The sequence below is a fragment of the Nocardioides sp. NPDC092400 genome, assembly GCF_040684155.1.
Lineage (GTDB): Bacteria > Actinomycetota > Actinomycetes > Propionibacteriales > Nocardioidaceae > Nocardioides.
In genome coordinates, this window is the sequence record NZ_JBFBFJ010000004.1 from 253,964 (window position 1) to 278,666 (window position 24,703).

Consider the following 24,703-nt stretch of genomic DNA (forward strand, 5'->3'; position numbering starts at 1 on the left):
GGCGTGGTCGATGACCTCGAGCGGATGTGGGCCGACCTGCGGCCGGTGGGCCGGTCGGCGGCCTCGGGCGGGTACCTCCGCCAGCCCTGGACGACCGCCGAGGCCGAGCTGCGGGCCTGGTTCGTCGAGCAGGCCGCAGCGCGCGGCCTGGTGATGGAGACCGACGGGGTCGGCAACACCGTCGCGTGGTGGGGCCCGGACCTGCCCGGCGAGCGGGTGGTGACCGGTTCCCACCTGGACTCGGTGCTCGACGGCGGTGCGTACGACGGCCCGCTCGGTGTGGTCTCGGCGCTGGCGGCGGTCGACCTGCTCCGCGAGCGCGGGGTCGTCCCGCAGCGGCCGCTGGGCGTCGGTGTCCTCGTCGAGGAGGAGGGCTCGCGCTTCGGCCTGGCCTGCCTGGGCTCGCGCCTGGCCACGGGCGCGGTCGCCTGGGCCGACGTCGAGGGGCTGGTCGACCGCGACGGGGTCCGGCTGGGCGACCTGGTGCCCGGGGCCGCCGAGGACGGGCCCTCGCGCCTGCTGGCCGGCGTCGGCACGTTCGTCGAGCTCCACGTCGAGCAGGGCCGTGCCCTCGTCGACCTCGGGGCAGCGGTCGGCGTCGCGAGCGGCATCTGGCCCCACGGCCGGTGGCGCCTGGACGTCACCGGCACCGCCGACCACGCCGGCACGACCCGGATGGAGGACCGCGCGGACCCGATGCTCACCTACGCCGCGACCGCCCTCGCCGCCCACGAGCAGGCGCGGTTGGCCGCGCCGGACGCCCGCGCCACGTTCGGCCGGGTCGAGGTCGCGCCGAACGGCACCAACGCGATCCCCTCCCGGGTGACCGCCTGGCTCGACGCCCGGTGTGCCTCGGAGGAGGCGCTGGCCGCGCTGGTCGCGGGCGTCTCCGAGCACGCGGCGTCGCGGGCGGAGCGGGACGGCACCACGGTGACCGTGACCCCGGAGTCGGTGTCCGGCGCGGTGACCTTCGAGCCCTCGGTGGTCGCGCCGGTCGCCGGGGCGCGGCGGTGGCCGGTGCTGGCGACGCAGGCCGGCCACGACGCCGGCGTGCTCGCCGCGGCCGGCGTGCGCAGCGCGATGCTCTTCGTGCGCAATCCGACCGGCGTCTCCCACTCGCCGGCCGAGCACGCCGAGACGGCCGACTGCCTGGCCGGCGTCGAGGCGCTGGCCGACGTGCTGGCCCCGCTCGTGACGGGTCCGGCGACCGGTCGGGGAACAGGGGCGGTCCGGTGACGGCGTACCTCCTCGAGCGGGCCTGGGTCGACGGGACCGTCCGCGACGACGTGCTGGTCGAGGTGGTCGACGGGCGGTTCGCGACCGTCGCGCCCGACGCCCCGGGGGCCGACGCGGAGCGGGTCCCCGGCCTGGCGCTGCCCGGCCTGGCGAACTGCCACAGCCACGCCTTCCACCGGGCGCTGCGCGGGCGCACGCAGCGGGGGAGCGGCACCTTCTGGACCTGGCGCGAGCAGATGTACGACGTGGCCGCGCGGCTCACGCCGGAGACCTACCACCGGCTCGCGCGGGCGGTGTTCCGGGAGATGCTCGCCGGCGGGGTGACGACCGTGGGCGAGTTCCACTACCTGCACCACCGCCCCGACGGGACGCCGTACGACGACCCGAACGCGATGGGCCACGCGCTGGCCGCCGCGGCCGAGGAGACGGGCATCCGGCTGGTGCTGCTGGACACCTGCTACCTCAGCTCGGGATTCGGGGCGCCGGTGACCGGCGCCCAGGTGCGCTGCTCCGACGGGTCGGCGGCCGCGTGGGCGCAGCGGGTGGCGGCGCTGAGCGGGGTGCGCGTCGGGGCGGCGGTGCACTCGGTGCGGGCCGTGCCCCGCGCGGAGCTGGCCGCCTTCCGCGGGCTGGCGCCGCTGCACGTCCACCTCTCCGAGCAGCCGGCGGAGAACGACGACTGCCGCGCGGCGTACGGCGTGACCCCGACGCGGCTGCTCCACGACGAGGGCCTGCTCGGCCCCGGCACGACGGTCGTCCACGCCACCCACCTGACCGACGAGGACGTCGCGCTGCTCGGCGACACGGGCACCACCGCGTGCTTCTGCCCCACCACCGAGCGCGACCTCGGCGACGGCATCGGCCCCGGGCGCCGCCTGCACGAGGCCGGCGCGCGGCTGGGCCTGGGCTCGGACAGCCACGCGGTGGTCGACCTGTTCGAGGAGATGCGCGCCCTCGAGCTCGACGAGCGGCTCGCGAGCCGCACCCGCGGGCACTGGCCGGCCGCCGACCTGCTCGCCGCCGCCACCCGGCACGACAGCCTCGGGGTCGACGACGCCGGCGCCCTCTCCGTCGGTCACCGGGCCGACCTCGTCGTCCTCGACACCGGCACCGTCCGGACCGCCGGCACCGGCGCCGACGAGCACACGGCCGTCTTCGCCGCGGGCGCCGAGGACGTCGTCGCCACGATGGTCGACGGGCGCTGGGTGGCCCGCCGCGAGGACCGGCCGGCCATCGGCCGGGAGCTCGCCGCCGCGGTCGAGGAGGTGCTCGCGTGACGAGCACGGTCATCACCGGCATCGGCGAGCTGGTCACCAACGACCCCGCGCACCAGGAGGCCGGCGGGCTGCTCGGCACGCTCGAGCGGGCCGCCGTGGTGGTCGAGGGCAGCCGGGTGGCCTGGGTCGGCCCGGCCGCGGAGGCGCCGGCGGCCGACGCGCAGGTCGACGTGGGCGGACGGGCGGTGCTCCCCGGGTTCGTCGACAGCCACAGCCACCTGGTCTTCGGCGGGGACCGGGCCGGTGAGTTCGCGGCCCGGATGGCCGGCACGCCGTACGCCGCCGGCGGGATCCGGACCACCGTCGCCGCCACCCGCGCCGCCACCGACGAGCAGCTGCTCTCCGGCGCCCGGCGCCTGGTCGAGGAGATGCTCCGGCAGGGGACCACGACCGTCGAGGTCAAGAGCGGCTACGGGCTGACCGTCCGCGACGAGGCCCGCAGCCTGGCGGTCGCCCGGCTGCTGACCGAGGAGGCGACGTACCTCGGGGCGCACGTCGTCCCCGACGGCACCACGCCCGAGGAGTACGTCGCGCTGGTGACCGGCCCGATGCTCGCCGCCGCGGTCGAGCACGCCCGGTGGATCGACGTGTTCTGCGAGCGGGGCGCCTTCGACGCCGACCAGGCCCGCACCGTGCTGCGGGCCGGCGCGGCGGCGGGGCTGCGCGGGCGGCTGCACGCCAACCAGCTCGGGCCCGGCCCGGGGGTCCGGCTGGCCGCCGAGCTCGGCCTCGTGGCCGTGGACCACTGCACCCACCTCGACGACGCCGACGTCGCCGCGCTGCGCGACAGCGGCACGGTGGCGACGCTGCTGCCGGGCGTGGAGTTCTCGACCCGGCAGCCCTACCCCGACGCGCGCCGGCTCCTCGACGCCGGCGTCACGGTCGCCCTCGCGAGCGACTGCAACCCGGGGTCGTCGTTCACCAGCTCGATGCCGTTCTGCGTCGCGCTGGCCGTCCGGGAGATGGGGATGACGCCGGCCGAGGCCGTCCGCGCGGCGACCGCCGGGGGCGCCCGCGCGCTGGACCGGGACGACGTCGGCGTGCTCGTCCCCGGCCGCCGGGCCGACCTCGTGGTGCTCGACGCGCCCTCCCACGTGCACCTCGCCTACCGCCCCGGCGTCCCGCTCGTCGCGGGCGTCTGGCAGCGCGGCAGGCCGGTGCTCGGCGCCGTCTGAGGTGGTCGCGGCGGGGGCCTGAGGTGGTCGGGCCGGCGCGGGGTACGTCGCACGCCCGATGTGGGCGCCTACCTCAGCGGCGCAGCCTCGGAGGCACGAACCGAGACGAGGAGCCACCGTGATGTACACCCCGTTCGCCTACGAGGCCGAGCTGCAGCACCGCCGCGACCAGATCCGTGAGGAGGTCGCCGCCGCACGCCGGCGCAGGCACCCGCGGGTGCGCTTCCCGCAGCTCCCGGCGGGGACCCTGCTCCCGGGCCCCGGGCACTGGTCGACCGCTTGACCGCGCGACCGTCCGTGGAGCGCGCCAGGATGGGGCCCGTGACCACCTCCCGGACCCTCGTCGGCCGCGACGCCGAGCTCGCGGAGACAGCCGTGGCGCTCGGCGTCCTGGCGTCCCCGGCGCAGGACCCGGGCCCCACGCCGGCCGGTCGCGTCGTGCTGCTGTCCGGGGACGCCGGCGTCGGCAAGACCCGCCTGCTCACCGCGCTGCGCGACCTCGCCGTCGACCGCGGGTGGCGGGTGCTGGCCGGCCACTGCCTCGACCTGGGCGACAGCGCGCTGCCGTACCTGCCGTTCTCGGAGGTGCTCGGCCGGCTCGCCGCCGACCGGCCCGAGCTCGTGGAGCGGGTGACCGCCGAGCAGCCGGTGCTCCTGCGGCTCCAGCCGGGGCGCCGGGTGCTGGGCGCCGGCGCGGGACGCGCGGAGGGTGCCGACCGGGACGAGACGTCCGCGCTGGCGCGGGGGGACCTCTTCGAGGCGGTCCACGCGCTGCTCGGCGCGGCTGCCGAGGAGGCACCGGTCCTGCTCGTCGTCGAGGACGCCCACTGGGCCGACCGGTCGACCCGCGACCTGCTCAGCTTCCTGTTCGGCCGGCCCTTCGGCGGGCGCGTCGCCATCGTCGCCTCGTACCGCTCCGACGACCTGCACCGCCGCCACCCGCTGCGCCGCCAGGTGGCGGAGTGGAGCCGGCTGCAGGGGGTGGACCGGGTCGCGCTGGGTCCGCTGCCCGACGCCGCGGTCCGGGAGCTGGTCGCGCAGCTCGCGCCGGACGGGCTCGACGAGCGCGCCCTCGGGGCGATCGTCGACCGCGCCGAGGGCAACGCCTTCTTCGTCGAGGAGCTCACCAGCGCGGCGAGCGGCTCGGGGGACTGGGTCCCCGCCGACCTCGCCGACCTGCTCCTCGTGCGGCTCGACCGGCTCGGCGACGCCGCCCGCCGGCTCGTGCGCACGGCCAGCGCCGCCGGGCGCAAGGTCTCCCACGAGGCCCTGGAGGCCGCCTCGGGACTGGATCCGGTGGCGGTCGACGAGGGCCTGCGCGAGGCCGTGGAGATGAACGTCCTGGTCGCCGACGACGACACCTACTCCTTCCGGCACGCGCTGCTCGGCGAGGCGGTCTACGACGACCTGCTGCCGGGCGAGCGGGTGCGGCTGCACGGGCAGTACGCCGAGGCGCTGCGCGAGGGCCGCGCCCGCGGCACGGCCGCCGAGCTGGCCCGGCACGCCCGGCTCGCCCTCGACCTCGACACCGCGCTCGTCGCGAGCGTCCGCGCCGGCCGGGAGGCCACGGCGGTCGGTGGCCCCGGGGAGGCGGCCCACCACTACCAGCAGGCCCTGGAGCTGCTCGCCGACCCGCGGCGCGGCGCCAGCGCGGACGTCGACCTGTCCCAGCTCGTCGTCAGCGCCGCCGACGCCCTCACTCAGAGCGGCGAGCCCGAGCGCGCGGCGGCGCTGCTGCGCGAGCAGCTCGACCGGCTGCCCGCGGACGCCTCGCCGCTGTGGCGGCCACGCCTGCTGACGGCGTACGCCGGGGTGCTGCTGATCATCGAGACCGACCTCGACCCCGCGGCGGTCGCGGCGGAGGCGGTCGCGCTCACGCCGCCGGGGGAGACCCCGTTGCGGGCGCGGGTGCTCGCCAACCAGGCGGGCGTCCTCGGCTCCCTCGGACGCTGGGACGAGGCAGAGCCGGTCGGGCTGGACGCCCTCGCCCTGGCCGAGCGGCTCGACCTGCCCGAGCTGGCCTCCGACGCGATCACGACCCTGTCCGCGCTGAAGAAGAGCGGCCCCAAGGAGGGCCTGCGCGCGGCGCTGGTCGACGCGGTCGACCGCGCCGAGCGGACCGGCGCCGTCCACGCCGAGCTGCGCGGCCGGTTCTTCCTCGGCCGGTCCTACCAGGACTGGGGGGAGCTCGACACCGCCGCCGAGTGGTTCCGCGGCGCGATGGACCGGGCCACCGCGGTCGGGCTGCCGTGGGCGCCGTACGGCTTCGAGTCGCGGTGGCAGCTCGCGCTCGTCGACCTCGTCCGGGGCCGGTGGGACTCCGTGCTGGAGCTGACCGCGGTCGCCGACGGGTCGGCGCCGCCGGTGCCCCGCGCGATGCTGCGGACCGTGCGGCTCCTGGTGCTGCAGGGGCGCGGCGAGGAGGTCGGCGCGCAGGTCCGGGAGCTGCGCCGGTTCTGGGAGCGCGAGGGCGGCGTCGCGATCCACGCCGCGGAGCTCGAGCTGGTCTGCGCCGGCCGCGCGGGCGACCCGCGGGCGGTGCTGGCGGCGTACGCCGACGCGGTGGAGGTCCTGGGCCGCATCTGGCACCCGTGGTTCACGGCGCGCATCCGGCTGGCCGCCACGGCGTTGCGCGAGCTCGCCCCCGCCCTGCCCCGGCTGGCCACGGCCGACCGGGCGGTGTGGGTGGGCGAGGTCGAGCGGCTGCACGCCGACGGGCGCGCGGTGCTGGACCGGGCCGACCCGTCGGTGCACTGGGGGCCGGAGGGCCGGGCCTGGGCCGCCCGCCTGGAGGCCGAGGCGCTCCGTGCCCGCTGGCTGCTCGGGACCGGTGCCCCGGAGCAGGACGCCCTGGTGGGCGCGTGGCGCGCCACGGTGGCGGCGTTCGAGGAGCACGGGCACGCGCACGAGCTGGCGCGCAGCCGGGCGGCGCTGGCCGGCGTGCTGCGCGCGGTCGGCGACCCGGCCGGCGCGCGGGAGGAGGCGGACGCCGCCCGGGCCGCCGCCCGCCGGCTCGGGGCGCAGCCCCTCCTCGACGAGCTGCGGGCGCTGGGCGGGACCGCCGCGCGGGCCGACGAGGCCCCGGACGCCCTGACCGCGCGGGAGGCCGAGATCCTGGCGCTCGTCGCCCAGGGCCGCTCCAACGGGGAGATCGGGCGGCAGCTGTTCATCAGCACCAAGACGGTCTCCGTGCACGTCTCCCGGATCCTCGCCAAGCTCGGCGCCGCCGGCCGGACCGAGGCCGCGGCGATCGCCCGGCGCCGCGGCCTCGTCGACTGACGCGGCACCTGCCGCGGCCGTCGTGTGCTCCCCGGCGGGGCGGGGTATCGGACGGGCGACCCGGACCCCGAACCACGTTGTGGAGGCCGTCATGACCAGCACCCCCGAAGAGCCCCTGTCCGACGACGACATGACCACCGTCCCCGCCGGGGACCCCACGATGGGCCTCGCCGAGTCTGGTGACTCCGACGGGAGCGACGGCGACGCCACCGACAGCACCGACGGCGACGCGGGTGACGCCGACGGCACCGACGGCGGCGACTCCGACGGCACCGACGGCGGCGACTCCGACGGCACCGACGGCGGCGACTCCGACGGCACCGACGGTGACGCCTCGGACGGCGACGCGACCGACACCACCGACGGCGACGCGGGTGACTCCGACGGCACCGACGCCTGAGCGTTGACCGACCTCGCCCCGACGCCGGACCGCAACCCGGCGCTCGACCTGCTCAGCGGTGACGCCCGGACCTTCCTGGAGAAGGTCTGGGCGTCCCGCGTGCACCTGCACCGCACCGCCCCCGCGGACCTCGTCGGGCTGCTGTCGCTCGACGACGCCGACCACCTGCTGACCTCGACCGCGATCCGCACGCCGTCGGTGCGGCTGGCCCAGGACGGGTCCGTGCTCGCGGAGTCGACGTACACCCGCTCGGCCACCCTCGCCGGGAAGCCCCTCACCGGCCTGGTCGACGGCCGCAAGGCGCTCGAGGCCTTCGCCGGCGGCGCCACCGTCGTCCTCCAGGGACTGCACCGCTACCACCCGCCGCTGACCCGGCTGGTCGCCCAGCTCGAGCTGGAGCTGGGCCACCCGTGCCAGGCCAACGCGTACCTCACGCCGCCCGGCTCGCAGGGCTTCGCGGTCCACTCCGACTCCCACGACGTGTTCGTCTTCCAGACCGCCGGCACCAAGCAGTGGGAGGTCCACGGCGAGGACGGGCCGGAGGAGGTCCTGCTGGAGCCCGGCCTGTCGATGTACCTCCCGACCGGCACGCCCCACGCCGCGCGTGCCCAGGACACCGTCTCGCTGCACGTCACCATCGGCATCAACCAGCTCACCTGGCGCGGCCTCGTCGAGCGCGCGGTGCGCCCGCTGCTCGCCGAGGTCCCCGACGACCACCTGCCCGCCGGCTACCTCGACGACCGGGCGCCCCTGGCCACCGGCCTCGCGGACCGGCTCGAGGCGCTGGCCGCCCGGGTTCGTGAGGTCGACGCCGGGGCCGCGGCGGCGCAGGAGGTACGGCGCTTCCTCACCACCCGCCCACCGCGGGTGCCCGGCGGGCTGCACGACGTGCTCGCGCTCGACTCCCTCACCGACGACACCCTGCTGCGGCGACGGGCGGGCCACCCCTGCGTGCTGCTGCCCGCCGACGGCGGGCGGCTCGAGGTGCTGCTCGGCGACCGGGTGCTCGAGGTGCCCGCCCGGCTCGCGCCGGCCCTCGAGGGGGTCCGCGCCCGCGCGGAGCTGCGGCCGGCCGACCTGGCCGACCACCTCGACCCGCAGTCGCGGCTGGTGCTCTGCCGCCGCCTCGTCCGGGAAGGGCTGCTCGAGGTCCTCCGGTGACGACCGCGCCGTTCCGCTGCTCCGCGGCCAGCACCGGCCGCGGCGAGGAGCCAGCCGGCACGGCCTCCACCGTCCGCGCCTTCCTGCTCCTCGAGCACGCCGGGCCGTGGGGCGTCGACGCGCTGCGCGACGCCCGGCTGCCCGACGGGCTCGGCGCGCGGATCGCCGCGGCAGCGGCCGCGGCCCGCGTGCGACCACTGCTCGTCCGGCGCCCCGCGCTCACCCGCGACGCCGGCTCCGGACTGCGGGTCTTCGCCGCGTCCTGCCTGCCGCAGGGCACCCGCCTGGAGGCGGGGACGCTGGCCGACCCCCACGAGGTGCTCGACCTCGACCTCGCCTCGCTCCGCGGGGGCGGCAGCAGCGGCCTCGACCCGCACGACGGCACCCTCCTCGCGGTCTGCACGCACGGTCGCCACGACGCCTGCTGCGCCGAGCTCGGCCGGCCGGTCGCGGCCGCGCTCGCGGCCGCCCACCCCGAGGAGACCTGGGAGGTCTCCCACATCGGCGGCGACCGGTACGCCGGGAACCTGCTGCTCCTGCCCGACGGGCTCTACTACGGCCGGCTCGACCCCGCCGCCGCCCTCGCCGTGGCCGCCGCGTCCACCCGGGGGCACCTCGAGCTGGACCACCTGCGCGGGCGCACGGCGTACCCCATGCCGGTCCAGGCCGCCGAGGTCGCGCTGCGTCGCCACCTCGGCGAGACGCGGCGCGACGCCGTGCGCTGGGTGGACCGATCCGTCGGGGGCTCGGCGACGAACCGGGTGACGAACGCAGTGTTCGAGGTCGCCGGCGGGGTCTGGTCGGTCCGGGTCCGCACCGTCGAGGGACCGCCGGCTCGGCTCACCTGCCGTGCGACGCGCGAGAACCCCACGCCCCGGCACGAGGTCGAGGCGGTGACCCCGGAGGACGCCGGATGACCAGCCCGACCGCCGACGTGCCGCTGCAGGTCCTCGCCGGCCCGCGCACGCACGGCGTCGTGGAGTACGCCGCACAGCTGGCCGCGGCGCTCGGCGCCCGCACCCTGGTCGGCGACGCCGACGTCCTGGACGGGCCGGTGCCGGACGGCCCCGTGCACGTGCACTTCACCGAGCGGCTCCTCGGCCCGACGGCGGCGACGTCGGTGCGCCGGGTGGTCGGCCTGTGCCACCGCGCGCCGACGACCGTCACGCTGCACGACGTGCCCCAGCCGTGGGCCTCGGAGGAGCGGGTGTGCGCCTACGCCGAGGTCGTCCACGCCGCGGCCGGGTGGGCGGTGAGCAGCCACCACGAGGCCGACCTGCTCCGGCGCGCGCTCGCCCGGGTCGGCGCCGACCACGACCTGCCGCCCGGCACGGTCGTCCACCTGCCCGTCGTCGGACACCCTGTCGTCGGACTCCCCGTTGTCGGACACGGCGAGCGGCCCGCCGCCCGTCCGGGACCCGAGGGGCCGGCGACCCTGGCCGCCCTGGGCTTCGTCTACCCCGACAAGGGCCACCGCGAGCTGCTGCAGGCCGCCACCGAGCTGCGCGCCCGGGGTCGCGAGGTGGACGTCGTCTGCCTCGGCTCCCCGGTCCCAGGGCACGAGGACCTGCTCGACGAGCTGCACCGCCGCGCCCGCGCCGGGGGCGTCGGCCTCACCGTGACCGGGTGGCTGCCCGACGACGAGCTGGCCGTCGCGATGGCGCGGGTGGGGGTGCCGGTCAGCGGCCACCGGCACCTGTCGGCCTCGGCCTCGGTCAACCGGTGGCTCGCCGTCGGCCGTCGGCCGCTGCTCCTCGACGGGCCCTACGCCCGCGAGATGGACGCGCTGCGGCCCGGGGCGCACGTGCTCCACGACGACGCCGGCCTGGTCCCCGCCCTCGAGCGCGCGCTCGACGACCCGGCCTCGACCTGGCTGCCCGACGGGGTGGTGCCGGCCCCCGACCTGGCGGCGGCCGCCCGGCAGTACGCCGCGTGGTGGGCCTCGGTCCACCGCACCGTCGCCGACCCCGTCCAGCCGGTCTTCGTGCCGTTCCCGTGAGCCTGCGCCGACCACCCGCCGGCAACGCGGTCCCCGGCAACCGCTGGGACCTCGCCCCCGCGCGCTCCGGCCCGCCGCCGACCGTCACGGTGGTCGTCACCCACTACGAGCAGCCGCGCGAGCTGGCCCGCACCCTCCACGCGCTCAACCGGCAGACCCACCCGGCCGACCGGCTCGAGGTGGTCGTCGCCGACGACGGGTCCGGCACCGCACCCGAGGTCCCGGACGGGGTGCGGCTGGTCCGCCAGGCCGACGAGGGGTTCCGGGCCGCCGCCGCACGCAACCTCGGCGCCGCGGCCGGCACCGGCGAGGTGCTCGTCTTCCTCGACGCCGACACCACCCCCGAGCCGGGGTACGTCGCGGCGCTGGCGCGGCTGCCGCACCGGCTCCCCGAGGCGCTGGTCGTCGGGCGCCGCCGGCACGCCGACCTCGCGGACGTCCCGGTCGACGCCCCGGTGGAGGTCGCCGGGCCGGCCCACGAGCTGCCCGCGCCGGCCTGGCTGGCCGACGGGTACGTGCGGACCCGGGACCTGCGCGACGCCGACGACACCTCCTACCGCTACGTCCTCTCCGCCGTCGCCGCCTGCAGCCGCTGGCTGCACGAGGAGGTCGGCGGCTTCGACGAGACGTTCCGCGCCTACGGCGGCGAGGACTGGGAGTGGGCCGCCCGCGCGTGGCGGCACGGCGCGCTGCTGGCGCACGTGCCGGCCGCGGTCGCCTGGCACGACGGGCCCGACTTCGCCGACCGCCCGCCCCGGCCCGACGACCGCGACCGGGCGCTCGCGGAGACCCTGGCCGTGGCGCGGCGGGTGAGCGCGCCCGGGGCGGCGCCCCGCGGGCTGCTCGTCGGCCCGGCCGACCCGGTGGTCACCGTGGCCGACGACCTGGACCCGACCGGCCTGGTCGTCGCCCTGGACAGCCTGCTCGCCGCGCTGCCGAGCGCCCGCGTGCACCTCGCCCCCGCGGCAGCCGCGCTCGTGGCGGGCGACCCGCGGACCACCGCGGACCCGGTCGACCCGGTCGCCGCCGACCACGCCTGGCACCTCCACCTCGACGCCGCGGCCCGCGGTCCGGCCGAGGCCTGGCGGGCGGTGGTGGCCCGGCTCGCGGGCCCGGAGCCCCCGGGCACGCTGCGGCTGACCGGCCCCGACGGCACGCCCCTGCTCACGGCGCACGCGCTGCGCGGCATACGGCGTCGGCGGCGGTGGGGGCGCACCGACCTCGCCGCCGACGCCGCCGAGCCGGCCGCGGCGCTCGGGCTCGCGCCGGTGCCGCCGACCACCTCGCTCGAGGCGCACCTCGGCGGATGGGGCTAGACCGCCGGGCTGCGGCGGAGCGCACGTGACCTGGTTCACAGCAGGGTGTTGACGCGTGTCAAGAACACGTTCTAGTTTCGGCGCATGTCAGCCCCCACCACCGCCGTCATTGGCGCCGGCATCAGCGGCCTCACCGCCACCAAGATGCTCGGCGACTACGGCGTGCCCGTCACGACCTTCGAGAGCTCCGACCGGGTGGGGGGCAACTGGGCCTTCGGCAACCCCAACGGGCACAGCAGCGCCTACCGGTCGCTCCACATCGACACCTCGAAGTACCAGCTGTCCTTCAAGGACTTCCCGATGCCGGAGCACTACCCCGACTTCCCGCACCACACCGACATCAAGGACTACCTCGACAGCTACGCCGACGCGTTCGGCGTGCGTGAGCGCATCGAGTTCCAGAACGGCGTCGTCCACGCCGAGCGGCTGCCCGGTGGCGGCTGGGAGCTGCAGACGCAGCGTGGGGAGACCCGGCGCTTCGACCTGCTCGTGGTCGCCAACGGCCACCACTGGGACCCCCGCACCGCTCAGTTCCCCGGCGAGTTCACCGGGGAGTCCATCCACTCCCACCACTACGTGGACCCCTGGACGCCGCTGCACCTGATGGACAAGCGGATCCTCGTCGTCGGCCTGGGCAACAGTGCCGCCGACATCACCGTCGAGCTCTCCCAGCGGGTCCTGCGCAACGAGGTCACGCTCTCCACCCGCAGCAGCGCCTGGATCGTGCCGAAGCTGATGTACGGCAAGCCCGCCGACATGAACTACAAGACCTACCCGCAGCTGCCGCTGTCCTGGCAGCGGAAGGTCGCCCAGTGGGGCCAGCGGTTCACCGGCTCGGACCCGACGAACTACGGGCTGCCCTCGCCCAACCACAAGTTCTTCGAGGCCCACCCGACCCAGTCCACCGAGCTGCCGCTGCGGCTGAAGTCCGGCGACGTGACCGCGAAGGGCAACGTCGCCCGCCTCGAGGGCGGCACGGTCCACTTCGAGGACGGCACGTCGGGGGAGTTCGACGTCATCGTCTACGCCACCGGCTACAACCTGACCTTCCCGTTCTTCGATCCCGACTTCATCAGCGCGCCGGAGAACCGGATCGACCTCTACAAGCGGATCATCAAGCCGGGCCTCGACGACCTGCTCTTCGCGGGCTTCGCGCAGGCGACGCCCACGCTCTTCCCGTTCGTCGAGAGCCAGGCGCGGCTGATCGCGGCGTACGCCGTGGGGGAGTACGCGCCGCCGTCGGTCGCCGAGATGCAGGAGGTGATCCGCGCCGACGACGCGCTCTACATGGGGCACATGCTCGACCGGCCGCGGCACACCCACCAGCTCGACTACTTCGTCTACGAGCACCAGATGCGGACCAAGGAGCTCCCGGCCGGACGCGAGCGCGCCCGCCGCCTCGGCACGCCTGTGCTCGCCGGACGGGCCGCCCAGGGCACCCCGGGGACCGCGCCGACCGGGACGCTCGCGGAGCCGGCCGTCCCGTGAGCCCCGCCGCCACCCGGGGGGACCAGCGCCGGGCCGCCCTCCTGGAGGCGCTGGACCACCACCTGCGCGACGCCGGCCGCGACGCCCGGCTCGAGGACATCAACGTCGCGGACCTCTCGCGGCGGGCCGGGGTCACCCGGTCGGCGTTCTACTTCTACTTCGAGAACAAGGCCGCCGCCGTCGCCGCCCTGATGGACGAGATGGAGGACGACGCCTGGGACGCCGCCGGCCTGCTCGGCGGGGAGGGCGTCATGCGCGACCGGGTCGCGGCTGCGATCCGCACCGTCATCGAGGGCTGGCGGCGGCGCACCCACGTCCACCTCGCGATGCTGGAGGCCCGCGCCACCAGCGCCGCCGTCCGGGAGCGGTGGGAGTCGCGGACTGCGTCGTTCGTCGAGGTCGTCGCCGCCCTCGTCGAGTCCGAGCGGGCCGCCGGGCTCGCGCCCGCGGGTCCGTCGGCCACCGCCGTCGCCACCGCCCTGCTCGACCTCAACGACCGCACGCTCGAGCGCCTCGTCCGCGCGCCCGACGACGCCGACTGGGACCCCCACGTCGACGCCGTCGTGCACCTGTGGACCAGCGCCATCTACGGGAGGACCACCCCCTCATGACCAGCCAGGCCAGCCAGCCCACCCAGCAGACCGGCCAGCAGGCCCACGAGCCGCGCACCGTGCGGCACGACGTCGCCTTCACCTCCGCGGGCGCCGAGCTCTCGGGGTGGCACTTCCCGGCCGCCGCCGGACCCGGTGCGGAGCTTGCCGGCCCGGCCGGGCGGCCCGTGGTCGTCATGGCGCACGGCCTGGCCGGCACCAAGGACTCCGGGCTCGAGCCGTACGCCGCCGGCCTGGCCGCCGCGGGCCTCGACGTGCTGGCCTTCGACTACCGCGGCTTCGGCACCTCCGGCGGCACCCCGCGGCAGACCGTCTCGATGGTCGGCCAGCTCGAGGACTACCGCGCGGCCATGACCGCTGCGAAGAGGCTCGACGGCGTGGACCCCGAGCGGATCGTGCTCTGGGGGGTCTCGCTGGCAGGCGGCCACGTGCTCGCCGCCGGCGCCGGCCGCGACGACGTCGCGGCCGTCGTGGCGCTCACCCCGCTGGTCGACGGCCTCGCGGCCGGCCGGCTCGCCCTGGCCCACCACAAGCCCTCGGCGATGCTCCGCTCGACCGTCGAGGGCGTCCGCAGCCGGGTCGCCGGGCCGCGGATGATGCCGGTGGTCGCCCGCCCGGGCGAGCTCGGCGCGCTGACGCTGGACGGGTGCTACGAGGACTACCTCGCGATCGCCGGTCCGAGCTGGCGCAACGAGGTCGACGCGACCGTCGGGCTCGAGCTCGGCGGGCACCGACCGGGCAGGCACGCCAAGGACGTCAGCTGCCCGCTCCTCGTGCAGATCGCCGACTTCGACCGCAGCGCGCCGCCGCACGCGGCGCTGAAGGCGGCCTTCGAGGGCCGGGCGGAGGTCCGCCACTACCCCTGCGACCACTTCGACGTCTACGCCGGCAAGCAGTGGTTCGAGGCGGCGCTCGCGCACCAGGTGGCCTTCCTGCGCCGGCACCTCGCGCCGGCCGCCTGACCGGCGGGCCGGGCGACCGTTTCGCGCCGGTCGGGTCGAGGTGCGACCATCGCACCTCGTGATCGACGCATGACCCGGACCGAACGGATCCGCACCACCCTCCGCGGCCTGCGGGTGGACACGACCCCGCTGCGGGACTCCCGCGACTTCCGGCTGCTCTTCTGGGCCGGCACGGTCTTCTACTTCGGCGGCATGGTCAGCTACGTCGCGGTGCCGTACCAGGTCTACTCGCTGACCGGCTCCAACTTCGCGGTCGGCGCGATCGGCTTGGCCGAGCTGGTCCCGCTGGTGGTCTTCGGCCTGTACGGCGGGGCGCTGGCCGACCACGTGGACCGGCGCAAGCTGCTCATCTGGACCGGCGTCGCGCAGGCCTTCTTCACGGCCGTGCTGGCCGCGAACGCGTTCCGCGACGAGCCCGACGTCTGGGTCGTCTACGTGGTGGCGGTCTTCCTGGTCTCCTCCTCGGCGCTGCAGCGGCCCTCGCGCGAGGCCCTCCTGCCGCGCACCGTGCGGCACGACCAGATCATGGCCGCGAACGCCCTGGGCAGCCTCGGCATCCAGGCCGGCGTGCTGGTGGGCCCCGCCATCGGCGGCGTGCTGATCGCCTCGGTCGGGCTGGGCTGGTGCTTCGTCCTCGACGTCACCGGCCTGGTGGTCGCCACGCTGCTCTACGTCCGGATGGGGTCCTACCCTCACCGGGCCGAGACCACCCCGCCGAGCCTGGCCGGCATCGGGCAGGGCATCCGCTACGCGATGTCGCGCCGCGACCTGCTCGGCACCTACCTCGTCGACATCGCCGCGATGCTGCTGGCCCTGCCCGTCGTGCTGTTCCCGGCGCTGGTCGAGGAGGTCTTCGAGAACCCCGAGCTGCTCGGCGCGCTCTACATCGCCCAGACGCTCGGCGCGATGGTCGCCACCGCGACGAGCGGGTGGACCAGCCGCGTCCACCACCACGGCCGAGCGATCGTCCTGGCCGCCGCGGCGTACGGCGCGTGCGTGGCCGTCGCCGGCGTGATGCCGTCGTTCTGGCTGGTGCTGCTCTTCCTCGGCCTGTCCGGCACCGCCGACATGATCTCGGGCATCTTCCGGGCCACCGTCTGGAGCCAGACGATCCCCGAGACGATGCGCGGCCGGCTGGCCGGCATCGAGATGCTGTCCTACTCCCTCGGCCCGCTCGGCGGCCAGGTCCGGGCCGGCGTGACCGCCGACCTGTGGTCGGTACGCGGCGCGATCACCAGCGGCGGCGTCGCCTGCCTGGCCGGGGTGGGCCTCACCGCCGCCTGGCTCCGCGACTTCTGGTCCTACGACGACCGCACCGACGAGCACGCCGTGGCCGAGCGCGCGGTGCGGACCGCGGCCGGCGAGGCCTGAGCCGGCACCACAGCCAGCACCAAGCACCGGCTCAGGGGACCGCAGCCAGCAGCGCGCCCGGCTCGACGCTCCCCGCGGCCCGCTCGAGCACGTCGCACAGGTCGGCGTAGTCCTCCAGCGCGACCGTGGCGCTCAGCGTGAGCCCGCAGCGACCGAGCAGCCAGGACCACTGCTCGGTCACCAGGTCCGCGCCCACGCCGCGGTGGCCGAAGCGGGCGTAGGCGACGTCGCGGCCCCCGAGGTCGATCACCTCCTCGTCCTCCAGGGCGAACGAGTCCAGGAGGGTGCCGAGGTCGGCGAGCGCGGCGGCCCGCCAACCGGCCAGGTCGCCGTCGAGCCGGGCGGGCACCTCGGTGCGGCGCAGGACCACCTCGGGCGGCACGCCGGAGCCGGGCGGGGGGCCGCCGCGCGCGGCGAGCAGGACGTCGGGGGCCGGGTCGGGGTGGTGCTGCCAGCCGTTGGGGACGGTGAGGAGGGCGGTGGTCGTCATGCGGCCACGCTGCCCGGCGCCGGCCCCGCGGCGTGCCCCTCGACGACCGGGCTGGGGAGCCCCGGGCGCGGACGCTCCCTGTGGAGGGGAGGTGGGCTACCGGTCGAACGCCGCGCGGACGTCGGCCTCGCTCAGCCCGTAGTCCTCGATGGCGTAGCGGTGGGACGGCTTCGCGGCCCCCTGCTTGGACTCCCGGTCGATCTCCTCCATCGCGCCCTGCGCGTCGGGAGTCCAGTCGAGCCCGAAGCGCTCGTAGACCGACCGCGCGGTGCCGAGCGGGTCGGCGAGCAGGTCGGCGAAGGCGACGTCGACGAACTGGGCCTGGTCGTAGCGCCCGCGGGCGTCGTGGAAGGAGTGGTAGGCGCGCGACCACAGGTCGAGCTGGGTGCGGCCGATCGTCTCGCCGACGTACGTCGTGGAGTGCCCGGCCGTGGTCTCGGCCGAGAGCGAGCACGAGGAGGCGATGCACACGACCGGGTCGCGGTGGGTGTAGACGACCAGCGCGTCGGGGTAGACCGCCATCAGCGCGTCGAGCGCGGTCATGTGCGAGGGGTTCTTGAGCACCCACCGCTTGTCGGGGTCGTTGAGGCCAACGAGCTGGAGGTTCTGCCGGTGCCGGGCGTAGGCGTCGGTCCAGTCCTGCTCGGCGAGCCAGGCGGAGTACCGCGGGACGTTCGCGAGCGACTCGTAGGAGCTGGACTTCCCGGTCTGGCGCAGGAGGCGCCAGCACTCCTCGACGGTGGTGGCGTCCATGTAGTGGATGCCCATGTACTCCGGGCTCTCCACGTGATGGGCGGAGAACGCCTGCTGCATCGCGCCGAAGATCGGGTCGGAGTCCCACGTCTCCCGCGGCGGGCGGGGCTGGGGGTACTGCGTCAGCCACATCTCCAGGCCCTGCGCCCGGGGGTCGGCGTGGAGCAGACGGTGCAGGGCGGTGGTGCCGGTGCGCGGCAGGCCCATGACGAAGACCGGACGCTCGATCGGCACCTCCGCGTGCTCGGGCCGGGCGGTGAACTGCGCCTGGGTGAGCAGCCGCCCGACGAGCGCGCTCTTGACCTCCGAGCGTTGGAAGTAGTTGCCGCGGGGCGTGAGACCGGCCTCGGGGGAGGCGAGGTCCTCGACCAGGACGCGCAGGCCCTCCTCGTGGGCGGTGCCGCCGAGGTCGTCGAGGCCGGTGGTGCGCACGGCCGCCGCGAGGATGTCCTCGTAGGTGCCGACGTCGGTGCGCTCGCGGGTCATCACGTTGAGGCCCTCGGTGGCGCCGCTCATCGGTGGAACTCCCCGCAGTCGACGTTGAGCACCTGGCCGGTGACCGCCGAGCACAGGTCGGTGGCGAGGACGAGCGCCGCGCGGGCGACCTCGGCGGGACTCGCGAGCCGCTTGAGGTCGGTCGGCGCGGCCTTCTCGGCGTACACCTCGTCGTGGGTGCGGCCCGACTCCGAGGCGAGCCAGTCGAAGTAGCCCTTGTTGACGTCCTCGTAGATGTAGGACGGCGCCACGCTGTTGACCCGGATCCCGCGGGGACCCAGCTCGGTGGCCAGCGAGGACGACAGGTGCTCGAGCGCGCCCTTGGACAGCTTGTAGCCGGCGAACTCCTCCTGGGACTGGTAGAGCACGCAGGAGTTGACCATCAGCACCGAGCCGTGGGTCGCCGCCAGGGCGTCGGCGAACAGCGCCGACAGCCGCAGCGGTGCGAAGACGTTGGTCTCGTTGGCGGCGCGGAGGCCGTCGAGGTCGAGGCTCGTGAGCGGGTCCATGGGTGGGATGCCGAACGCGTTGTTGATCAGGCAGTCGACCCGGCCGAACTCCTCCAGGGCCCGCTCGACCAGCGCGACGCGCGAGGGCTCGTCGGTGATGTCGGTGGGTACGACGAGCGCCCGGCGACCCAGCGAGCGGACGGTCTCGGCCATCTTCTCCAGGCGTCGCTCGGTGCGGCTGACCAGGACGAGGTCGGCGCCCATCCGGGCGGCCTCCTCGCCGAAGGCCCGGCCCAGGCCCGGGCCGACGCCCGAGAGCACGAGCACCTTGCCCTCCAGGAGCGGGAGCGGCCGGTAGCGGGCCTCGACGTCGGCGTCGGTCTCGACGTGGGCGGTGGCGGTCTGCGGGCTCAACTGATCATCCTTCGGGCCACGGAGCGGGTCCGGGCGGCGATCCGCGCGGCGTACTCCTCGGGGGTCACGGGAGCGGGGTGCGGGAGGTGGTCGCGCACGGAGTCGAACGGCACGACCTCGACGGTGGGGCCGTCCTCGGGGCCGAGGTCGCGCTTGAGGCGCTGCCAGCGCAGCATCATCGCGCCGGTGCGGTGCCCGGTGGTCTCGAGCCAGTTGGCGATGCCCGGGTCCCGCTCGGAGACGACGAACCGCATCCTCCCGTCGGGGTCGGTGACGGCCTGGGCCTTGGTCAGCGAGGTCTGGTGGGTCTCGTAGTCGGTGGAGACGTACCAGTCCGAGCCGATCTGCACCGCCTGGTAGGCGCAGTCGGTGCACTCGGGCACGGTGATGACCAGGGCCTGGTCCTCGTCGAGCTCGTAGTGGCCGATCGAGGACCGCTGCGAGGCGAGCCCGCCGGGGGTCGACCGCGGCGCGGTCAGGGTGTTGACCGGCTCCTCGTACTGGAAGAAGTGGGGGAAGGCGAACCACGTCTGGATCGAGCTGGTCAGCGCCCGGGCGGCGACCTCGTACTTCTTGGCGAGCGTGGCCTGCGACAGCGGCTTCGCCGGCCGGCCCAGGGTGTCGGGCCGCTCGATCCAGAGCACGCCGCGCTCCTCGGTGTCCCAGTCGTTGAAGACCTCGCGGACGATGAGCGTCTTGGCGCCGGGCTCGGCGGTGTAGGTGAACTCGAAGGTGCCGTCCTCGGCGATGTCTAGCTCGCGGTCGTCGAAGGCGAGCATCGACGTCGCCGCGCTGGTGGCGGTGTAGGCCCCTCCCATCACCTGGAAGGACAGGTCGGCGCTCGTGCCGCGGCGGCCGCGCACGACGTACTCGACCCCCTCGCGCAGGTAGGCGTTGAAGTAGATCGCGTCGGGGTTGTCCAGGCCCTGCCGGGAGAACTGGTGGGTCGGGTTGACGAAGAGCGGACGCTCGAGGTCGTAGTCGAAGGCCGTCTGCATCGCCATCCGGATCCGCCCGGCGAGGTAGTCGTAGCCCTCGAGCCGGTCCTGCTCGGTGCGGATGAACGGCGCGTTCGCGATCAGCTCCTCGGCCTCGGCGATGGCGTCCTGCAGCGGCTTGGTCAGGCCCAGGGAGCCGCTCACGGGTTCACCTTCGCGATGACGCTCTCGCCGAACCGCTCCAGCGCGGCGACCTTCTTCTCCAGCGGCTCGGTGTCGGGGCCGACGATGTAGGGCACGCGGAACCCGACGATGCAGTCGGTGACGCCCTTGTCCTCGAGGCGCTTGATGCCGTCGGGGGTGTAGGCGTCGTAGGAGATGACGTGGACCTCGAAGTCGTCGCGGGTGTCGCCCTCCTCCTGGCGGATCTCGGTGAGCCGGGCGAGCAGCCGGTCCAGCTCCTCGCCGTCGCCGCCGGCGTGCATCCAACCGTCGCCCTTGCGCACCGCCCGCCGCAGCGCGGCGTCGGCGTGCCCGCCGACCAGCAGCGGCACCCGCTCGGTCGGGACCGGGCTCTGCTTGAGCGGGGCGACGTCGTAGAACTGGCCGCTGTAGGAGAAGTAGCCCCCGCTGGTGAGCCCGCGGACGATGTCGAGGCACTCGTCCATCCGCTTGCCGCGGCGCTCCCACGGCACCCCCATCGCCATGAAGTCCTCCGGCCACGGCGAGAGCCCGACGCCCAGCCCGAGCCGGTTGCCTGAGAGGTAGGCCAGGGAGGAGGCCTGCTTGGCGACCAGCACCGGCGGCCGCACCGGCAGCTTGAGGACGAAGGGGGTCAGGCGCAGCGTGGTGGTCTGCGCGAAGACGTGGGCGCAGAGCACCATCGTCTCGATGAAGTCCTTGTCCTCCAGGAACTCGCGGTCGCCGGTGTCGGTGTAGGGGTAGGTGGAGTCGGACTCCTCGGGGTAGACCAGGCTGTCGGCCACGGTCATGCTCGTGTAGCCGGCCGCCTCCGCCGCCTGCGCGAGGGGCGCGTAGTACTCCACCCGGGTCATGGCCTCGGCGTAGGTGAATCGCATGTCGCGAACAGTAGAACGTGTTCCATTTCTGTGCCAGGGTCGTCCCGTGGACCTGGACGAGCTCGTCGACCGCACCGAGATCGCCGCGGTGCTGACCCGCTACACCCGAGCGATCGACACCGGCGACTTCGACCGGCTCGACACGGTCTTCACCCCCGACGCGCGGATCGACTACACCGAGTCCGGGGGGATCGCCGACGGGTACGACGCGGTCAAGCCCTGGCTGGCCGAGGTGCTGCCGGCGTTCTTCCCCCGGCGGATGCACACCCTCGGCCAGGTCGACGTCGACCTGGCCGGCGACGAGGCCGAGGTGGCGGCGTACTTCCACAACCCGATGCCGGTGACCGGCGAGGACGGCACCGAGCGGGTCGTGGAGTTCGGCGGGATCTACCACCACTCGATGGTCCGCACGCCCGAGGGCTGGCGCAGCCGACGACTGCACGAGCAGATCGTCTGGAAGCGCGCCTAGGCTCCCCTGCCATGGGCCTCCCCGACGAGAAGCCGGCCGGCCTGGACTCCCCGCTCGTCCCGAAGGTGCTCAAGCGGGTCGCGCAGGTCCAGGTCGCGGCCTTCCGCGCGACCAACGGCCGCGTCGGCAGCAGGTGGCGCGTCGGCGCCGGCTGGCGCAGGCCCGTGCCGACGCTGCTGCTCGACCACGTGGGGCGGAGGTCCGGCAGTCGGTTCACCACCCCGCTGCTCTACCTCGAGGACGGGCCGGACCTGGTGGTCGTCGCCTCCCAGGGCGGACTGCCCAAGCACCCCCAGTGGTACCGCAACCTGCTGGCCCAGCCCGACACCGTGGTCGCCCTGCGGGGGGAGCGGGTACGTCGCGTGCGGGCCCGGGTCGCCGACCCCGACGAGCGGGCCGCGCTCTGGCCGCGGCTGGTCGAGCTGTACGCCGACTTCGACCGCTACCAGCGCTGGACCGACCGCGAGATCCCCGTCGTGGTGCTCGAGCCGCGCTGAGCCCGGCACGGCGCAGCTCGAGCACCTCGGCGCAGCATGGCGCACCGGGGCCGCCCCGTGGTCGCGCGGTTGGCCGATCAGGTGCCGTCCCCGACAATGTCCCCGTGGCCCCCGACGAGCTGAGCGACGAGCGCCCCGAGCGCGCCGACCGACCCGTGCTGACCGGCCTGCTCGCGCTGGTGGGCGTGGGACTGGTGGTCGGCCTGGTGCTCGGCGGCGTGGCGCTCGGCGCGGTCAGCGTGCTCGGGCTCGGCGGCGACAGCAGCGAAGGGGGCGGCTCCTCGGACGGGCAGTCGTTCTACCTGCCCAAGCCGGAGCCGACCGAGGAGCCCAGCGACCCGTTGGTCACCCTGGCCCCCGGTCAGGAGGGCAGCGCGGACGACGAGCCGTCGGCGGAGGAGACCTCCGAGGAGCCGGAGGAGGGCGAGATCACCCTGTCCTCGGGCCAGACCAGCGTGACCCCCATGCAGCAGATCGACCTCACCGGGGTCTACCCCGGCGGCGAGGGCGCGATCCTGCAGGTGCAGCGGATGGCCGGCGGGGCGTGGGTGGACTTCCCGGTGACGGTGTCGGTGAGCAACGAGACGTTCACGACCTACATCCAGACCGGCCAGCTCGGCGAGAACGAGTTCCGCGTCGTCGACACCAGCAGCGGGCTGGAGTCCAACCCCGTGAAGGTCACGATCGGCTGACCCCTCGGGCCGGCAGGGTCGGTCCCGGCCGCGCCGCGCGGTCGGCCTCGCGCACCCACCAGCCGACCCAGGCGGTGCCGACCAGGCCGAGGACGCCCACGGCGATCGACGCCGCGGCGAGCGGCGCGACGGCCGCGACGCCGGCCACCAGCAGCGGGCCGCCGGTGTTGCCCAGGTCGCCGCACAGCCGCCAGCCGCCGAGGAACTGGGAGCGTCCGACCGCCGGCGCGGCGTCCGCGCCGAGCGTCATCACGATGCCCGAGCCGAGCCCGTTGCCGACCGCGATGAGCGCGACGACCGCGGTCACCGCGGCGACCGAGTGCGCCAGCGGCAGCAGCAGCGCCGCGACCGCCACGCTCAGCACGACCGGCACCGCCACGACGGTCCGGCCGCGGGTGTCCATCAGCCAGCCGCCGGGGTAGAAGAACGCGATGTCCACGGCGGCGGCGACGCCGAAGATCACCGAGGTGGTCGAGGCCGGGATGCCGACGTGGTCCGCCCACAGCGGGAGCAGGCCGTTGCGGACCGACCGGGAGGCGCCGATCACGACCACGGCGGTGCCGAGGGTCAGCAGGGTCCGGCGGTGCGCCCGCAGCACCGCCCACACGCCGAGGTGACCGCCGGCCGCCTGCTGCTGGTCCCGCCCGGCGGCGCCGAGGTCGGGCATGAGCAGCGCCATCAGGCCGGCGACCACCGAGAGCCCGGCGGCGAGCACGAAGGTGGCGCGCAGGTCGGCGAGGTGGATGAGCACGGCGCCGAGCAGCGGCCCGACCAGCAGGCCCACCCGGTGCGCCCCGCCGAGCGCCGCCAGCGCGCGAGCGCGGTGGGCGAGCGGGACGGCGTCGATCATGAACCCCTGCCGGGCGAGCAGGAACGCCGTCCAGGTCATCCCGCTCAGCGTCACCGCGATCCCCAGGACGAGCACCGAGGAGCTCAGTGCGGCGGCCACCATGACGACCGCGTCGACCATGCCGGCCGCCACCAGCGTCCGGCGCTCCCCGATCCGGGCCACCAGCGCCCCGGCCGGCAGGGAGGCCAGCAGCATGCCGACGCCGAGGAGGGCGACGACGGTCGCGGCGGTGCTGACGTCGGCGCCGAGCTCGCGGGCCCGCAGGGCCAGCACCGGCATGACCGCGCCGTGGCCGGTCGCGTTGACGACCGTCGGGCCGTACGCCGCGACCGCGACGTCACGCAGCCGGAAGCCGCTCCCGCCGGTGCTCGGCGCGCGCCCGCTCGACCTCCGCCTCGCCAGCAGCCTCGCCATCCGCCCGATCCTGCACGACCCGCGGTCGCCGCTGGCCGGCGACCACCCCACCGAGCACGAGCAGCACGCCGAGCGCCTGGACCGGGCCGAACGCCTCGCCGGCGACCAGCACGCCGAGGCCGGTGCCGACCACCGGGTTGAGCAGCCCGACGATCGCCACCGCGCCCGCCGGCATCCGGGCGACCCCGCGGAACCAGCAGACGTAGGCCAGCACGGTCCCGGCCCCGCCGAGCCACAGGTAGCCCGCGAGTGCCGGGAGGTCGACCGCGGGCGGCGGTCCCTCGACGAGCAGGGCCACCGGCAGCAGCGCGAGCCCGCCGACGACCAGCTGCCAGGAGACCAGGGTCAGCATGTCGACCGGCGCCGGCCAGCGCTTGACCAGCACCAGGCCGACGGCGGAGGCCACCACCGACGCCGCCGCCGCGGCGAGGCCGACCGGGTCGACGCCGCCGGGGTTCTGCAGCACCAGCAGCCCGACGCCGGCCAGCCCGACCAGGGCCGCCACCACCCGCGCCCCGGACGCCCGCTCGCCGAGCGCGACGTAGGCGATGCCCAGGACGGCGAGGGGGAGCGTCGCCTGGAGGGTCGCCGCCAGCCCGCCGGGCAGCGAGTACGCCGCGAGGAAGAGCAGGGGGAAGAACAGCCCGATGTTGCACAGCCCGAGCACGACCGACCGCCACCACCAGACGCCGGTGGGCAGCCGCCGGCGCCACGCCAGGAGGAGCAGGCCGGCGGGGAGGGCGCGGGCCAGGGCGGCGAAGAGCGGGCGGTCGGGCGGGAGCAGCTCCTCGGTCGTGAGGTACGTCGTCCCCCAGACGACCGGCGCGACCGCGGTGAGGGCGACGGTGCGCCACGAGATAGTTTCCACGGAAGACAAAGTATCTTCCG

The 24,703-nt window shown here is 75.7% G+C and carries 24 protein-coding genes; 17 read left to right on the top strand and 7 right to left on the bottom strand.

The annotated features are described in order from the left end of the window. Positions 1-3 precede the first annotated feature (3 nt). The 14 genes from AB0N29_RS14925 (at position 4) to AB0N29_RS14990 (ending at position 16,275) form a co-directional block, all read left to right on the top strand. Complete coding sequence (locus AB0N29_RS14925) at positions 4-1,236, top strand: allantoate amidohydrolase (RefSeq protein WP_364867873.1); 1,233 nt, start codon at positions 4-6, stop codon at positions 1,234-1,236. Further along, positions 1,233-2,513 (top strand): formimidoylglutamate deiminase, encoded by a 1,281-nt coding sequence (locus AB0N29_RS14930; protein WP_364867875.1) that lies wholly within the window; start codon positions 1,233-1,235, stop codon positions 2,511-2,513. Before AB0N29_RS14925 ends, AB0N29_RS14930 begins: the two co-directional genes overlap by 4 nt. Further along, positions 2,510-3,688 carry an imidazolonepropionase gene (gene hutI / locus AB0N29_RS14935; protein ID WP_364867877.1) on the top strand — a complete coding sequence of 393 codons (1,179 nt, stop codon included), beginning with the start codon at positions 2,510-2,512 and terminating at the stop codon, positions 3,686-3,688. Before AB0N29_RS14930 ends, hutI begins: the two co-directional genes overlap by 4 nt. Before the next feature lie 121 nt (positions 3,689-3,809). Then, entirely contained in the window at positions 3,810-3,971 is a 162-nt protein-coding gene (locus AB0N29_RS14940) for a hypothetical protein (protein WP_364867879.1), read from the top strand. Positions 3,972-4,009: 38 nt separating this feature from the next. Continuing rightward, positions 4,010-6,967 carry an AAA family ATPase gene (locus AB0N29_RS14945; RefSeq protein WP_364867881.1) on the top strand — a complete coding sequence of 986 codons (2,958 nt, stop codon included), beginning with the start codon at positions 4,010-4,012 and terminating at the stop codon, positions 6,965-6,967. Positions 6,968-7,058: 91 nt separating this feature from the next. Continuing rightward, positions 7,059-7,367, top strand: coding sequence for a hypothetical protein (locus AB0N29_RS14950; RefSeq protein WP_364867883.1), 309 nt, complete (start codon positions 7,059-7,061; stop codon positions 7,365-7,367). 3 nt (positions 7,368-7,370) lie between these two features. After that, positions 7,371-8,528: a cupin domain-containing protein gene (locus AB0N29_RS14955; protein ID WP_302268474.1), complete on the top strand. Its 1,158-nt coding sequence runs from the start codon at positions 7,371-7,373 to the stop codon at positions 8,526-8,528. Continuing rightward, positions 8,525-9,445: a sucrase ferredoxin gene (locus AB0N29_RS14960; RefSeq protein ID WP_364867885.1), complete on the top strand. Its 921-nt coding sequence runs from the start codon at positions 8,525-8,527 to the stop codon at positions 9,443-9,445. Before AB0N29_RS14955 ends, AB0N29_RS14960 begins: the two co-directional genes overlap by 4 nt. Continuing rightward, positions 9,442-10,527 carry a hypothetical protein gene (locus tag AB0N29_RS14965; RefSeq protein ID WP_364867887.1) on the top strand — a complete coding sequence of 362 codons (1,086 nt, stop codon included), beginning with the start codon at positions 9,442-9,444 and terminating at the stop codon, positions 10,525-10,527. The genes AB0N29_RS14960 and AB0N29_RS14965 overlap by 4 nt, the downstream gene beginning before the upstream one ends. After that, positions 10,524-11,843, top strand: coding sequence for a glycosyltransferase (locus AB0N29_RS14970; RefSeq protein WP_364867889.1), 1,320 nt, complete (start codon positions 10,524-10,526; stop codon positions 11,841-11,843). Before AB0N29_RS14965 ends, AB0N29_RS14970 begins: the two co-directional genes overlap by 4 nt. A gap of 84 nt (positions 11,844-11,927) precedes the next feature. Then, positions 11,928-13,331 carry an NAD(P)-binding domain-containing protein gene (locus AB0N29_RS14975; protein WP_302268469.1) on the top strand — a complete coding sequence of 468 codons (1,404 nt, stop codon included), beginning with the start codon at positions 11,928-11,930 and terminating at the stop codon, positions 13,329-13,331. Next, positions 13,328-13,942, top strand: a complete 615-nt coding sequence (locus tag AB0N29_RS14980; protein ID WP_364867891.1) for a TetR/AcrR family transcriptional regulator — start codon at positions 13,328-13,330, stop codon at positions 13,940-13,942. The genes AB0N29_RS14975 and AB0N29_RS14980 overlap by 4 nt, the downstream gene beginning before the upstream one ends. Beyond that, positions 13,939-14,904, top strand: coding sequence for an alpha/beta hydrolase (locus AB0N29_RS14985; protein WP_364867893.1), 966 nt, complete (start codon positions 13,939-13,941; stop codon positions 14,902-14,904). The genes AB0N29_RS14980 and AB0N29_RS14985 overlap by 4 nt, the downstream gene beginning before the upstream one ends. A 69-nt stretch (positions 14,905-14,973) precedes the next feature. After that, positions 14,974-16,275 carry an MFS transporter gene (locus AB0N29_RS14990; RefSeq protein WP_302268466.1) on the top strand — a complete coding sequence of 434 codons (1,302 nt, stop codon included), beginning with the start codon at positions 14,974-14,976 and terminating at the stop codon, positions 16,273-16,275. Positions 16,276-16,306: 31 nt separating this feature from the next. Here AB0N29_RS14990 and AB0N29_RS14995 read toward each other — a convergent pair whose 3' ends face one another. The 5 genes from AB0N29_RS14995 to AB0N29_RS15015 form a co-directional block, all read right to left on the bottom strand. Further along, entirely contained in the window at positions 16,307-16,765 is a 459-nt protein-coding gene (locus tag AB0N29_RS14995; protein WP_364867896.1) for a hypothetical protein, read from the bottom strand. A gap of 96 nt (positions 16,766-16,861) precedes the next feature. Next, positions 16,862-18,034, bottom strand: a complete 1,173-nt coding sequence (locus tag AB0N29_RS15000; protein WP_364867898.1) for a sulfotransferase — start codon at positions 18,032-18,034, stop codon at positions 16,862-16,864. Next, complete coding sequence (locus tag AB0N29_RS15005; RefSeq protein ID WP_302268463.1) at positions 18,031-18,876, bottom strand: SDR family oxidoreductase; 846 nt, start codon at positions 18,874-18,876, stop codon at positions 18,031-18,033. Before AB0N29_RS15005 ends, AB0N29_RS15000 begins: the two co-directional genes overlap by 4 nt. Further along, a complete protein-coding gene (locus tag AB0N29_RS15010; protein WP_364867901.1) occupies positions 18,873-20,018 on the bottom strand; it encodes a hypothetical protein in 1,146 nt (381 codons plus the stop codon). The genes AB0N29_RS15005 and AB0N29_RS15010 overlap by 4 nt, the downstream gene beginning before the upstream one ends. Continuing rightward, positions 20,015-20,893 carry a TIGR03619 family F420-dependent LLM class oxidoreductase gene (locus tag AB0N29_RS15015; protein ID WP_302268461.1) on the bottom strand — a complete coding sequence of 293 codons (879 nt, stop codon included), beginning with the start codon at positions 20,891-20,893 and terminating at the stop codon, positions 20,015-20,017. Before AB0N29_RS15015 ends, AB0N29_RS15010 begins: the two co-directional genes overlap by 4 nt. A gap of 46 nt (positions 20,894-20,939) precedes the next feature. Here AB0N29_RS15015 and AB0N29_RS15020 point away from each other — a divergent pair, with 46 nt between their 5' ends. The 3 genes from AB0N29_RS15020 to AB0N29_RS15030 all read left to right on the top strand — a co-directional run bounded on the left by AB0N29_RS15020 (position 20,940) and on the right by AB0N29_RS15030 (position 22,551). Further along, positions 20,940-21,362 carry a nuclear transport factor 2 family protein gene (locus AB0N29_RS15020; protein ID WP_364867903.1) on the top strand — a complete coding sequence of 141 codons (423 nt, stop codon included), beginning with the start codon at positions 20,940-20,942 and terminating at the stop codon, positions 21,360-21,362. An 11-nt stretch (positions 21,363-21,373) separates the two neighbouring features. After that, entirely contained in the window at positions 21,374-21,859 is a 486-nt protein-coding gene (locus AB0N29_RS15025) for a nitroreductase/quinone reductase family protein (protein ID WP_364867905.1), read from the top strand. 104 nt (positions 21,860-21,963) lie between these two features. Next, the gene (locus tag AB0N29_RS15030; protein ID WP_302268458.1) at positions 21,964-22,551 is read left to right on the top strand and encodes a hypothetical protein; all 588 of its coding nucleotides are present in this window, start codon (positions 21,964-21,966) and stop codon (positions 22,549-22,551) included. On the opposite strand, the gene AB0N29_RS15035 is transcribed toward AB0N29_RS15030, so the two are convergent. Further along, a complete protein-coding gene (locus AB0N29_RS15035; RefSeq protein WP_364867908.1) occupies positions 22,538-23,815 on the bottom strand; it encodes an MFS transporter in 1,278 nt (425 codons plus the stop codon). The two genes, AB0N29_RS15030 and AB0N29_RS15035, sit on opposite strands and share 14 nt — an antisense overlap. Beyond that, a complete protein-coding gene (locus tag AB0N29_RS15040) occupies positions 23,739-24,683 on the bottom strand; it encodes an EamA family transporter (protein ID WP_364867910.1) in 945 nt (314 codons plus the stop codon). Before AB0N29_RS15040 ends, AB0N29_RS15035 begins: the two co-directional genes overlap by 77 nt. Between the last annotated feature and the right edge of the window lie 20 nt (positions 24,684-24,703).